Source organism: Maribacter sp. TH_r10 (genome assembly GCF_033101095.1).
Classification (GTDB): Bacteria; Bacteroidota; Bacteroidia; order Flavobacteriales; family Flavobacteriaceae; genus Maribacter_A; species Maribacter_A luteus.
Genome location: NZ_JAWMPY010000002.1, coordinates 917,575 through 931,843 on the forward strand (window position 1 = coordinate 917,575; position 14,269 = coordinate 931,843).

Consider the following 14,269-nt stretch of genomic DNA (forward strand, 5'->3'; position numbering starts at 1 on the left):
AATAAAAAATCAGATATGAAAACAAAAAATATATTTATATACACCTTCATATTATTTTCGTTTCTAAGTTGCGAGAAATTTTTAGAAGAAGAACCAAGAGCAATTGTGGCACCAGAAACTTTTTTTGCATCGGAAAACGATGCAAGACAGGCTATTCAGGGTACCTATGCCATTCTGAAAAACAACTCGATATACGGTCAAGTAGGCCTTGATCATTTTTATGACAACGGCGCAGATATAATTGAACCCAATCGTTCAGCAAATTTTGTAGAACCTATTGGCAATTATTCATTGAATGAAGCATTAGCCGATGTGTCAGTACAAAAAATGAGTGTTTCGGATACATGGAAAGACCTTTATAGAGTTATTTTCAATACTAATATTATTATAGATAGGGTTAGCGGCAATGAAGCTTTACTTCAAGAAGCACGGACAGAAATCATTGCTGAAGCTACATTTTTACGAGCATTATGTTATTGGCATATTACCAATCTTTGGGGAGCTGCACCTTATTATAACGAAGTATTGACACTTGAAGAAGTCGGTCAATTAGGAAGAACGGATGAAGCAACCATAATTAACGGTATTTTGTCCGATCTACAATTCGCACAAGCCAATTTACCAGACTCTTATCCAGAGGCACAAAGAGGAAGGGCTTCAAAATGGGCCGCGGCTATCATTGAGGCAAAAATTTATATGAAACAAGAAAGCTGGGAAGCAGGTCTGGCCAAATGTTTGGAAATCATTAATGAATCCCCTCATATGCTTTTACCAACCTATAATGAAGTTTTTGATCCCTTGAATGAGTATAATGCTGAAATTATTTGGTCCTTGGATTTTGCAAAAGATATTGAAGGTATATTTGACCCAGCTTTTCCTGGCGCCGCCTTTGCAGGTAATAATAGCTGGAGACCCAGTATGTTCAATCCACGTTTGAGGGATGAACCCAAAAACACAGATGAAAGAGGTGCATTGAGGGATGCACTTTCTGCAAACGGACAAGCATTTAATGGAACAGGGTTACAGGTGGCATCTAAGGATTTTGCAGAAAAATTTCCTTTGAACGATTTAAGAAGGGAGCTAAACATTGTGGATAACTATTTGGGGTTTGATTTAAATTTCCCCTACATGGCCAAATTTTGGAATTTAGATCTGGAAACTTCTCCTCGTTTTAACCATTCAGATAATCGAATGGTGTTTAGATTGGCCGATGTGCACCTGATGGCTGCCGAATGTGAGAACGAACGCCCTGGAGGGGACCCTACGGTTGCTTATGGGTACATCAAAGAAATTAGGGAACGCGCCTTTGCGACCATAGAGGAGGCTGAAGCAATTAAAGGGTTGAGCCAGCAAGAGTTTAGGGAAGCCATCTACGATGAACGTAAATGGGAACTAGCCGGAGAGGCACATAGAAGGTATGACTTAATAAGGTGGGGTATATTGCTTGATGTGGTTCAAAATCTTGAATATCGCTTCTGGGAACCGAATGTCAATATAAAACCCTACCATGTCTTACTGCCCATTCCTCTGCAAGAACTGGAACAAAATCCTGCTTTATTGGACTCGGACCCTACTAATAATGGATATAGGTAAGATGAAAAATAATATTGCACAAAGCACAATCTTATGGGTAATTTAATTTTGAGTTGTTTGAGTTAGTTTGGAAAATGGGGCAAAAGAAATCTTTTGCCCCATTTTATTACATAACAGATATTCCGATTTCTTATTTACATTCTTTTTCCATATTCGATAACTCCGATAAATATATCAGCCCTATCTGAAAAAGAAAAATTACCGAGAAGATTTCATTACCATGCACTGAAGTTCTTAATAATAGATAAAGTCAGCACAGTGCGGGATAGATATTCGCGAACCAAATAATATATTGCCTACTCATATCTGATTACTCATTATGAAATTTAGAATTGTTCTCTTTGTATCTTTATTCAATGCCTTTATGGCATTTACACAGATTAAACACGGCCTTCGCGATGAAGCTGGGCGCCACATCATACCAAGAGGTTTCGTGGTCAACACCAATGACCATAAAGGTGAGATATTTTTCAACTCTGACGATTATACCAGAATGGTTCGTATGGGAGCCAATACACAAGTCATACGATTGGAGCTAGGAAAGTTAAGCATTTTCCCAGGTGGCAGATTAGAACAGGATTATTTGATGAAACTTGATACTTTGGTCAACCTAGGCAAAAATTCCGGTATGAAAACAGTTTTTAAAATGACCGTTTATGGGGTAGATAAATTTATTTGGGAAGAGTTTTGGTTGAACAAGAACAACGAGTACCAAACCTATATAGAAGCTTGGAAGGTAATCTGGAACAGGTACACAGACGACCCATCAGTCTTGGGATATGACATTGTCAATGAACCTAGGAAGCTAACGATGGATATTTCTTACGACCGCCTCACAAAAAAATATCTGATTCCCCTTTACCAAAGGATTATCGACGAAAGTCAAAAGATAAATGCCGATAAAAAGATTCTTTTACAATCCATATTCATGAACAAAGGAGAAGGTATCGACAATAATCAATATGCGGAAATCACCGCGCCCATTAACCGGGAGAATATTATATTCGCCCCACATATCTATCAAAATAAAATTGATTTTATCAAACCTGTGATGGATCGCTTTGACCAAGAATCACAAATGCTCAATGCACCTATTCTTATCGGGGAATGGGGATTTCCCACTTTTGCCACTACAGACACCTTGATCTCAGGTAATCTTGGCCAACTCAAATACAGGGAACTTTATATCCGAACTGCAGAAGTATTTGATCAAATGGGAGTTGGCAGTATCAAGGCATGGTTTTTAGGGAATAGAACTATGCAGAATTTTCTTCCCGGAGGACCTTCAACTTGGGCGATTTTCAGTGACAAAAAGGCCGTAGGAACGGTCGAAAGAAAATATATTACCGATATTATCGCAAGACCTTATCCCCAAACCATTGCCGGGGACATACAATCATTTATGTACCACCATGCCACGCGAAGTTTGGACCTAAACATAAAACCCGATAACGAAAAAGGGGCTTCTAAGATATTCATAGGAGCCAATAGACATTATCCCGACGGATTTTCAGTACTAATCGACGATGATATCTACCTCTACCACAACCCATTGAAAAATATAGATTTGGAAGTTTATAAAGTTCCCAAGGATGTTGACCCCCATAATTACATTTGGGATGATAGCAGCCAAAAATTAATCATATTAAAATGGCCGGAAGGTAGAAACCGATTAAAGATAAGAATCGTTCCCGGCATCAGGAATTTTGAAACATCTAAAGAATAAATAAAAGCCAATTAAAATGAAAAAAACGATTTCCATAGTATTGTTCATAATGTTCATTGTCGGTTGCAAAACTGAAAACAAAACCTATAAAAGTAAAGAGTACCGCGATATCAATAAAAAAGTAGAACATCTAGTAAGTCAAATGACCTTTGAGGAAAAAATAGCGGAAATGACCCAAGATGCGCCTGCCAACCATCGTTTAGGTATTCCGTATATGAAATATGGAGAAGCCCTACATGGATTATGGCTTGTCCTTGATTATTATGGTAATACAACTGTTTATCCTCAAGCTATTGCTTGTGGCTCAACTTGGGAACCCGAGTTAATTAAAAAAATGGCTTCACAAACAGCAATAGAAGCGCGTACTTTAGGTGTTACCCATTGTTATTCACCTAATTTAGACGTAATTTCTGGTGATCCAAGGTATGGTAGGGTCGAAGAATCTTATGGCGAAGATCCTTATTTGGTTTCGAAAATGGGTGTTGCGTTTATCGAGGGTCTACAAGGTACAGGTGATGAGCAGTTTGATGAGAATCATGTTATTGCAACGGCTAAGCATTTTATAGGATATCCGGAAAACCGTCGCGGCATCAATGGTGGTTTTAGTGATATGTCCGAACGTCGTTTACGAGAGGTTTATCTACCACCCTTTGAGGCTGCAGTTAAGATAGCAAAGGTAGGTTCAGTTATGCCAGGCCATCAAGATTATAATGGAGTTCCAAACCATATGAATACTTGGTTACTAAAGGATATTTTACGAGATGAGCTAGGTTTCGACGGTTTTATAGTTTCTGATAATAATGATATTGCAAGGTTAGGGACCATGCATTTTATTTCGGAAACGAGAGCCAAGTCAGCTATCTTAGGACTAAAAGCTGGTGTTGACATGGACTTAGTCATTGGAAAGAATGTTGACCTCGCATCGTATCACACCAATGTATTGAAGGATACGATAACACAGAATCCTGAATTGATGAAGTACATAGACATTGCAACATCTCGTATTTTAACTGCAAAATATAAATTGGGCTTATTTGATACTGAACCTAAAGAGATTGATACTGAAACTGTTAATGCCGGTACAAAAGAACATCAGGATTATGCTTATGAAATGGCCAAAAAGGCAATTATCCTATTAAAAAATGATAACGACCTCTTACCGTTGGATATGACGAAAATCAAATCCTTGGCCGTTATCGGTCCCAATGCCACCGAAGAAAGACCTGAAAAAGGTTCTTACTCACTCTTGGGCGGGTACTCCGGTTTACCGCCATATTATGTATCTGTTTTAGATGGTATAAAAAACAAGGTGAACAATAATGTAAAAATCAATTACGCCAAAGGTTGTGATTTATTGGATACCTCCAAAGCAGGCTTTCCGGCAGCAATTGCCGCGGCAAAAAATTCGGATGCCGTTGTTTTAGTAGTCGGTGGATCCCGAAGTACAGGTGGTGAAGGTGCTGATCGCTCCGATTTAAACCTTTATGGCGTACAAAACGAACTTGTAGAAGCAATACATAAAACAGGAAAACCAGTAATTGTTGTACTCATCAACGGGCGACCACTAACCATTAACTATATTGCCGAAAATGTACCTTCAATTCTTGAGACTTGGTATTTGGGAATGCGTTCAGGTGACGCAATCGCAGATGCTATTTTTGGCGATGTAAATCCAGGAGGTAAACTTACCGTTTCCTTCCCCCGTTCAGTTGGGCAACTACCTGTCACTTATTTGGAACGTCCCGATTTTATAGGGACCGGCAAAGGGCAGTACAGGTATAGTGATAAGTCTCCCCTGTTTCCCTTTGGTTACGGCCTAAGTTATACTACTTTTAAATACAGTGAACCAATACTTGCAGATGCCACGATTGCCAAGGACGGTTCAACTACTGTTTCCGTGGAAGTTAAAAATACGGGATCCAGAGCTGGTGATGAAGTGGTACAGATGTATGTTCGGGATGATTTTGCTTCAGTGGGCAGGTATCTTAAAATGCTAAAGGGGTTTGAACGCATCCATCTAGAACCAGGGGAAACTAAAACCGTATCCTTTCAATTAGGTTTTGATGAGCTTTCCATTCTGAACCAGGAAATGGAAAAAGTCGTTGAACCCGGTACGTTTACGATTTCCGTAGGATCATCATCAGCTACTAAAGATCTTAAACAAACCACACTTAAGGTTTTTTAATAAAGTAAAATCATTTACACTATGCAGAATACACTTAAAGTTGGTTTTATAATCCTTGGTCTACTCTTGACAACATCATTTACCATTAAAAAAGATCAGATAACAAAACTGGTTACAGAATACAGAACCAATCCCATTGGCATTGATGTGGAAAAACCGCGACTGAGTTGGCAAATAAGTTCAGATGGCCAAAATGTTATGCAAACGGCATACGAAATTCACGTAGCGGACTCCAAGGAAAATCTAGTAAATGGGAAAAGCCTTATTTGGTCTTCGAACCGGGTAGAAAGTGATCAATCGGTAAATGTGGTTTATAACGGACCTGTATTAAAGTCAATGCAACGGGTGTACTGGCGTGTAAGGGTATGGAACAATAAGAACAAAGTTTCTTCATGGAGTTCCCCTGCATTTTGGGAAATGGGCATCTTGGATAAATCATTATGGTCTGCTTCTTACATTGCCATGGACGATATAACCACTGAGAAAAAATCACACCCTTCACAATATTTTAGAACCGAGTTTCAGGCCAAAAAATCGATAAAATCAGCCAAAGTTCAAGTAACCTCCTTAGGTGTCTATGAAATTTACCTGAACGGAGAAAAAGTAGGTGATGATCTTTTTACGCCAGGTTATACCAGTTATGATAAGAGATTGCAGTACCAGACTTATGATGTTACGAATATGTTGAAAAGCAACAACGCGATCGGAGCAATAGTCGGTGATGGTTGGTATCGTGGCAATATAGGATGGCAAGGTGACTATGCCTTTTATGGAAAACAACTTGCTCTATTTATTCAATTGAACATAATTTACAATGATGGCACAACCGAGACTGTCGTTAGCAACGGCGATTGGAAGGCTTCATACGGTCCCATCTTAGAGTCAGACATGTACAACGGTGAAAAATATGATGCTCGATTAGAGCTAGATGGTTGGGCTAATATTGGGTTCAATGATAATAATTGGGATAAGGTCGAAGTCCTAGACCATCCAAAAGATATTCTGGTTGCACCACAAGGTCCGCCAGTAAAAGCCATTCAAGAAATTAAACCCAAAAAACTGATTTCGACTCCCAAAGGAGAAACCGTTTTGGACCTAGGTCAAAATATAGTCGGTTGGGCGCGTATGAAAGTAAGAGGTCCAAAAGGGCACAAAGTCACCTTGAAATTTGCCGAAGTCCTTGATAAAAACGGCAATTTTTATACAACCAACTTAAGAGCTGCCGAAGCGACAGATATTTACACATTAAAAGGTGAAGGCGAAGAAATATTTGAACCTCATTTTACCTTTCACGGATTTCGTTATATTCAAGTAATCGACTATCCTGGTACCTTAAACCTAGATGATATAACGGGTGTGGTCATTCATTCCGAAATCACTCCTACCGGAAGTTTTACAACTTCCGACCCAATGATCAATCAATTACAGAGTAATATCCAATGGGGACAAAAAGATAATTTTTTGGATATTCCTACAGATTGCCCTCAACGGGATGAAAGAGCAGGTTGGACAGGTGACGCCCAGGTTTTCAGTATGACGGCTGCTTATAATTTCGACGTAGCCGCATTTTATACAAAGTGGCTAAAAGATTTGGCCCTAGATCAACATAAAGATGGGGTGGTTACCAATGTAGTGCCAGATATACTTAGCGCAAGTAAAGGTGCAGCTGCGAAAGGTGGTGCAACAGGTTGGGCAGATGCAGCAGTAATCATTCCTTGGACGGTATACCAATCTTACGGTGATAAACGTATTTTGGAAGAACAGTATAGCAGCATGAAAAAATGGGTAGATTTTATGGCCAAAAGTGCCGGAGAAGATTATCTATGGATCGACTATAAACATTGGCATTGGGGCGATTGGCTCGCTTACAATGCAGATAAGCCCGATTACAATGGATCGGTTACTGAGAAGGATTTGATCGCCACGGCTTATGCCTATTACTCCACCACCTTATTAAGTAAAATAGCTTCTATAATAGGTGAGAATGAAGATATGGTTACCTATGGGAGGCTAGCAGAAAATATTAGGGAAGCCTTTATTCAAGAATATATTACACCAAACGGCCGTTTGGTCTCCCATACGCAAACGGCCTATGCGTTAGCACTTTCATTTGATTTGATTCCCGAGAACTTAATTGATAAGTCTGCCGGGTATTTCGCCCAAGACGTAAAAAAATTCGGACATTTAACTACCGGATTTTTGGGTACCCCCCTACTCTGCAGCACGCTTTCAAAAATAGGTCGAGACGACTTGGCCTTTATGTTATTGAACCGAAAGGAGTTTCCTTCTTGGCTTTACCCAATAACCATGGGAGCCACGACCATTTGGGAACGTTGGGACACACAAAAACCAGATGGAACCATTATTGAAGGCATGAACAGTTTTAATCACTATTCATATGGTGCAATTGGAGAATGGCTCTATACACACGTAGGCGGATTAAGGATAGATCCGGAAAACCCTGGGTACAAGCATATATTATTTGACCCACATCCCGGAGGTGGATTAACTTCTGCAAAGGCTGAATTCTTCTCCCTTTATGGAAAGATAAAATCCGATTGGGAAATTAAGGAAGGAAAATTCCATTATGAAGTAATCATACCCGCGAACACTACCGCAACAATTACGCTACCGAAAGCTACTATTGAACATGTTTTACCCAACGGCAATAAGCCCAAGGGAAACATCAAGTTTACGATTAAGCAAACAGATAAAGGTGTTCAAGTTGAACTAGGTTCGGGCACGTATTCGTTCATATACCCGATAGATAAACTATAATCCTGAAAAATCATAAATTTCCGTAAATAAAAACCCCGGCTACTTACCGGGGTTTTTAAGTTTTCAATATTATTTGATATAAGGTGAATGAAAATCACGTAGATCATTATATTAACTACCAATATTAGTATGCTCTACAATACTACTAGGAATAAACCCTATCCGATAGGCTTGTGATAGTAATTTACTACCTTCTGGAGCTTCAAAAGGTTCTTGATAGACGGTCCAAACTTTAGGTATATTCCCATCTTTACCAATAATCTTATATCCCAATGAGGCACCTTCAGTAGCACAGTTAATCAAAATCTTATTATTAATTATTTCAATTTCAGGTTTCGAAGTTACAGGTTGCGTTTCTGCGCCATTCCACAACTGGGCAATCAACCCCCTTTCCGGAAGATTGGGCTCATCCTCAATCTCTTTAAGCCAACGATCCATTTCTGTTCGCAATTCTTCCAATTTTCCTTTAAAGGCAGGATCCTTGGCCAAATTATGTATTTCGTGGGGGTCGGACTTGCAATCATACAATTCTTCAGGGTCTTTTCGATTCCTGAACCAAAGTGATTGTATACTGTCCAAATTTCCTTCATCACGTAAACGCAATAATTCCTGCATTGTAGGTATTTTTTCCCTGTACCCAACGGGTAAATAATAACCTTGATCAGGTCTGTAATTTCGAATGTACTTAAATTGATCATCCCGCACGGCCCTGATTACGTCGGTAATCTCATCAAACCGATCAGCGGCAGCATGAATATATTTGCGTTCCTTACTCGATTTATCGACACCTAAAAAAGCTTGTCCTTGTAAATATGCGGGAGGCTCAATACCCACTAAAGAAAGAAGAGTGGGGGCAAAATCGACAAAACTGATCAATTCACCATCTTTAATCCCTGCATTGACCTTATTAGGGAATCGAATGATCATGGGAGTATTCAATCCTGAATCATAGATCAAGCGTTTCTCTCTAGGCAACGGACCACCATGATCTCCATAGAAAAAGACAATGGTGTTATCCAACAGACCATCTTCCTCCAACTGCTTCAATACCGCCCCGACTTGACGATCCATCTCAGCAATATTATTGTATAATTTCCACATATCGCGGCGCACCACGGGCGTATTGGGTAAATAGGGGGGAATGTTAAACTCTGTATCTTTTGGCAAGTGTACGGGTGTTTCTTCTTCAGTCATTCGTCCTGGACCCCATGTATAGGTTGTATCCCCTTCATGGTAATGCCTGGTTTCTATTTTTCTGAAACCATAAGGTTCAAATAATCCCGACTCATGCGTTTCGGTAAAATTGAATACAGAGAAAAAAGGTTGATTCTTATCGCGATTGCGCCAATGGGCATATGGCCCACTCTCATCCCATGCTGTTTTAGGGGCTTTAAATTGATAATCCTCTTTATAATTGTTTGAACAATAATAACCGTTCATCCGAAGCAATTCACTGACCATACGCACTTCGGGTGGAGGAACCGCGCCATATGCAGGCAAACCTGTTTCATTGGTATTCGAAGTAGTTCTCATATCATTCGCCCCAATACTCGTAGGATACATCCCCGTAGCAATTGCCGCTCTACTTGGAGCGCATACCCCAGAGGTAGAATATAAATTTGGATATACGACTCCTTCTTTTGCTAATCGACTTAAATTCGGTGTTACTATAGTCGAATCACCAAAAGAAGGAATATAAGCACCCATATCTTCGGTCACCATCCATAGAATATTAGGGCGTTGGGGCAACTCGTTCGTAGCAACTGACGAAGAAAAGTTTTTCGTTTCCTTGGTTTTGGATTGGCAGCTTGCCAATAACAAACAGCTAAGTGCAAAAAATGTTAGAATCTTAAACAAGACGAAATAATTTTTCATGTTAATTTAGTTTACGGGAATTTTTATATTCAAGAATATTAAAAAGAAGAAAAAACCAATCAAATCGTCACTAAATATGATTTAACCAAGTTTCAGATATCATTTTGCAAGAATGTGTATTGAACACCGAAACTGGTAATCAGAATATGGCTTTTTGACATCTATAAAGGTAAAAAAAAACCAATACAATCACTGACAAGAGCTTTGATTATTATAATAATCCCATTTAAGAACTTCTGTCCTCTTATTGAATATAAACGACCATAAAAGATAATGCTTTTTATACATCACAGGATTAAATAAATACCCGAGAAAAAATTTATTTCCAATAATTAAAACTTCAATATCCTCTCCCCTATCATTTAAGGTTTAAAGTCAGGGGCAATGTTAAAACGCATAATTTAGAGAAGATTAGTAATTTGCTTTAAACAACAGAATTTAAGTTGTTTTTATTACTCAAAATTTCAGGACAGAACAGGATGGATATTATCCCTTTGAAACATAAGTTTGAAGAACATTATCTTAATAACATATAGCCAGCTTATGTCACGGCTATTCAAGTCAATACTTTAAAATATATTTCGATGAAAATGAGACTATTTACAGTTATCCTTTTTTGTTTTTCCATTATTATGGTAAAAGCACAAAATGAAACAGATGAAACAAAAAAACCCAATATCATTTTCATACTGACAGATGACCAGCGTTTTGACGCATTGGGGTATGCAGGCAACAAATTGATTTCTACTCCTGAAATGGACAAATTGGCCACTGAGGGAACTTATTTCAACAACGCCATGGTTACTACTCCCATTTGTGCAGCGAGTAGAGCCAGTCTTTGGACGGGACTTCATGAGCGCACCCATAATTTCAACTTTCAAACAGGGAACATCAGGGAAAGCTATATGGTAAATTCCTATCCAAGGGTATTGAAAGAAAACGGATACATGACGGGATTCTTCGGTAAATTCGGCGTTCGTTACGAGGGATTGGACAAACAATTTGACATCTATGAATCTTACGATCGAAACAACTCCTATAAAGACAGAAGGGGATACTACTACAAAACCTTAGGTAAGGATACGGTTCACCTAACGCGATATACCGGACAAAAAGCAATAGATTTCATAGCAGGGGCAGACAAGGAAAAACCTTTCTGTCTTTCACTCAGTTTCAGTGCGCCGCACGCTCATGATGGTGCAAAAGAACAATATTTTTGGCAAGAAGAGTCTGATGCATTGCTCCAAAACACCAATATGCCCGGTCCAGAATTGGCAGATGACAAATTCTTCGAGGCCCTACCAAAATCTGTTCGTGATGGTTTCAATAGATTACGATGGACTTGGCGTTACGACACCCCGGAAAAATACCAACATAGCGTAAAAGGGTATTATCGAATGATTTCGGGTGTTGATCGGGAAATCGCAAAAATCAGGGAAGAACTTAAGAGAAAAGGACTGGATAAAAACACCGTTATTATCCTAATGGGGGATAATGGTTACTTTATGGGAGAACGCCAATTGGCAGGTAAATGGCTCATGTATGATAATTCCGTTCGCGTACCATTGATAATTTATGACCCAAGGATAAACAAGCACCAAGATATCAATGACATGGTTCTTAACATTGACGTGACATCTACAATTGCGGATGTGGCTGGGGTTAAAGCTCCGGAATCATGGCAAGGAAAAAGTTTATTGCCAATAGTCGAGCAAGAAACCAACGAAATCAACAGAGACACGGTTTTAATCGAACATTTATGGGATTTTGAAAATATTCCTCCAAGCGAAGGGGTGCGAACGGAAGAATGGAAATATTTTAGGTATGTAAACGACAAATCCATTGAGGAACTTTATAATTTAAAAAAAGACCCACAAGAGATTAAGAACTTGATTGGCAAGAAAAAGTATAAAAACATAGCCGATAAATTAAGAGCAAAACTTGAAATTTTAATACAGAAAAACAGCGACAAATATACTTCCCCACCTGTAGATCTCACCGTTGAACTTATTAGAGAACCTAGCACGAATGTAAAAATTTTTGATTTAAAACCTGAGTTTGGTTGGACAGTGCCATTAGAATCAAATTTCCAGTCGGCCTATCAGATTTTAGTTGCTTCAAGCAAATCGGGTATCGATAACAATAATGGGGACATTTGGGATAGCCAACGAGTTGCCTCGGGAAAATCAACAAATGTGGAATATGAAGGAAAACCTTTAGAAATAGGTAAAACCTATTATTGGAAAGTACGCATTTGGGATGATGAAAATCGTTTGGTCAATTACTCAGAAGCCCAAAAATTCACTACAGGAAAAAGTGATAGTTATATCATATCCACTGAGAATAAATTCATAATGGATAAGATCAAGCCGGAAAAGTTCGAAAATAAAAATGGTTTTTATTTTATGGATTTTGGTAAAGCCGCTTTTGCTACCATGGATTTCACATACCATGCAGAAACCCCGCACACTTTAACCATTAGATTGGGAGAAATGTTGGATGGGCAGGGCAATGTTAACCGGACCCCTCCCGCAAAAAGCAATATTCGTTACCAAGAATTGAAAGTCAACGTAAAACCAGGACAAACCACCTATAGGATTCCTGTTCAAACTGACGAAAGGAATACAAGACCGAATAAGGCTATACCATTACCAGACGGATTTCCTCCATTGGTGCCGTTCAGGTATGCTGAAATTGAAGGCACCCAATCAGAGATTAAATCAAAAGATGTTGAGCAATTGGCATTTCACACCTATTGGGATGATAGTGCCAGTAGTTTTAAGAGTAACAATACGATCTTAAATCAAGTTTGGGATTTGTGTAAATATTCTATCAAAGCAACCACCTTTAATGGGCTATATGTAGATGGTGATAGAGAGCGTATTCCTTATGAAGCCGATGCCTATCTAAATCAATTGAGTCATTATACCACCGATCGGGAGTACGCCATGGCCAGGCGTACCATAGAGTATTTTATGCAGCACCCTACTTGGCCGACCGAATGGCAGCAGCATGTTCCTTTGTTGATATATGCCGATTATATGTACACAGGTAATACAGAGCTCATAGAGCGTTACTATGACGCCTTAAAACATAAGTCATTATATGAACTTTCAAATGAAGACGGCTTAATTACCTCTACTAAGGTAGATGCGGAATTTATGCGAAAATTAGGATTCCCCGATGGTTATAAAAAACCTTTGACAGATATCGTAGATTGGCCGGGAGCTAATTTTAACGGAAGTGAAACCAAAGGGGAACGCGATGGTTTTGTATTCAAACCTTATAGTACGGTAATAAATTCATTCTTCTATGAGAATATGAAAATCATGGCGGAATTTGCCAAAATACTGGGTAAAACACAAGAAGTCCTTGATTTTGAGCTAAGGGCAGCAAAAGCCAAAAAGGCTGTTAATGAGCAAATGTTCGATAAAGAACGTGGAATCTATGTAGACGGAATAGGTACAGACCACGCATCATTACACGCCAATATGATGCCATTGGCCTTTGGTTTGGTCCCAGAGGAACATTATAGCTCGGTAGTGGATTACGTTAAATCCCGAGGTTTGGCATGTAGTGTATATGGCTCCCAATTCTTAATGGATGGTTTGTATAATGCTGGAGAAGAAGATTATGCCCTGGATCTATTAGCAAGTACGGCAGAAAGAAGTTGGTATAACATGATTCGTATAGGTTCTACCATTACACTGGAAGCTTGGGACAATAAATATAAGAATAACTTAGACTGGAACCACGCGTGGGGAGCTGTGCCAGCCAATGTTATACCAAGGGGTTTATGGGGAATAAAACCAAAAACACCCGGGTTTGGGGTGGCCACGATTAAACCTCAAATGAGCAATTTAAAATCAAGTAGCATTGAAGTCCCTACTGTAAGGGGGACCATCAAAGGAAAATATACCCATAACGGACCACGACTTCAAACCTATATAATAGAAGTACCTGGTAATATGGTGGCCGAATTTTCATTGAATGGCCTGGATGGTAAGGACTTGATTCACAACGGACAAAAAGTTCCGTCAGCTTTCGAATCGATTAGATTGTCACCAGGTGAACATACGATCCAATTAAAAATAAATTCATTTTAAATTTAT

6 protein-coding genes are annotated in these 14,269 nt (G+C 39.1%); 5 read left to right on the plus strand and 1 reads right to left on the minus strand.

Going from position 1 to position 14,269, the window contains the following annotated elements:
* The first annotated feature begins 15 nt into the window (after positions 1-15).
* The 4 genes from R3X28_RS09280 (at position 16) to R3X28_RS09295 (ending at position 8,282) form a co-directional block, all read left to right on the plus strand.
* Positions 16-1,593, plus strand: a complete 1,578-nt coding sequence (locus tag R3X28_RS09280; protein ID WP_154367054.1) for a RagB/SusD family nutrient uptake outer membrane protein — start codon at positions 16-18, stop codon at positions 1,591-1,593.
* 319 nt (positions 1,594-1,912) lie between these two features.
* Entirely contained in the window at positions 1,913-3,319 is a 1,407-nt protein-coding gene (locus R3X28_RS09285; protein ID WP_282055862.1) for a cellulase family glycosylhydrolase, read from the plus strand.
* Positions 3,320-3,335: 16 nt separating this feature from the next.
* Positions 3,336-5,504: a beta-xylosidase gene (locus tag R3X28_RS09290; protein ID WP_317664053.1), complete on the plus strand. Its 2,169-nt coding sequence runs from the start codon at positions 3,336-3,338 to the stop codon at positions 5,502-5,504.
* A gap of 21 nt (positions 5,505-5,525) precedes the next feature.
* Complete coding sequence (locus R3X28_RS09295; RefSeq protein WP_317664054.1) at positions 5,526-8,282, plus strand: glycoside hydrolase family 78 protein; 2,757 nt, start codon at positions 5,526-5,528, stop codon at positions 8,280-8,282.
* 111 nt (positions 8,283-8,393) lie between these two features.
* Here R3X28_RS09295 and R3X28_RS09300 read toward each other — a convergent pair whose 3' ends face one another.
* Entirely contained in the window at positions 8,394-10,157 is a 1,764-nt protein-coding gene (locus R3X28_RS09300) for a sulfatase (protein ID WP_317664055.1), read from the minus strand.
* A 584-nt stretch (positions 10,158-10,741) separates the two neighbouring features.
* On the opposite strand from R3X28_RS09300, the gene R3X28_RS09305 reads away from it, so the two are divergent.
* Complete coding sequence (locus tag R3X28_RS09305; RefSeq protein WP_317664056.1) at positions 10,742-14,263, plus strand: sulfatase-like hydrolase/transferase; 3,522 nt, start codon at positions 10,742-10,744, stop codon at positions 14,261-14,263.
* Positions 14,264-14,269: the final 6 nt, after the last annotated feature.

Bases quoted from the DNA above. Each gene is read 5' to 3' on its own strand.
- R3X28_RS09280 (WP_154367054.1), top strand. From the start codon at position 16: ATGAAAACAAAAAATATATTTATATACACCTTCATATTATTTTCGTTT.
- R3X28_RS09285 (WP_282055862.1), top strand. From the start codon at position 1,913: ATGAAATTTAGAATTGTTCTCTTTGTATCTTTATTCAATGCCTTTATG.
- R3X28_RS09290 (WP_317664053.1), top strand. From the start codon at position 3,336: ATGAAAAAAACGATTTCCATAGTATTGTTCATAATGTTCATTGTCGGT.
- R3X28_RS09295 (WP_317664054.1), top strand. From the start codon at position 5,526: ATGCAGAATACACTTAAAGTTGGTTTTATAATCCTTGGTCTACTCTTG.
- R3X28_RS09300 (WP_317664055.1), bottom strand. From the start codon at position 10,157: ATGAAAAATTATTTCGTCTTGTTTAAGATTCTAACATTTTTTGCACTT.
- R3X28_RS09305 (WP_317664056.1), top strand. From the start codon at position 10,742: ATGAAAATGAGACTATTTACAGTTATCCTTTTTTGTTTTTCCATTATT.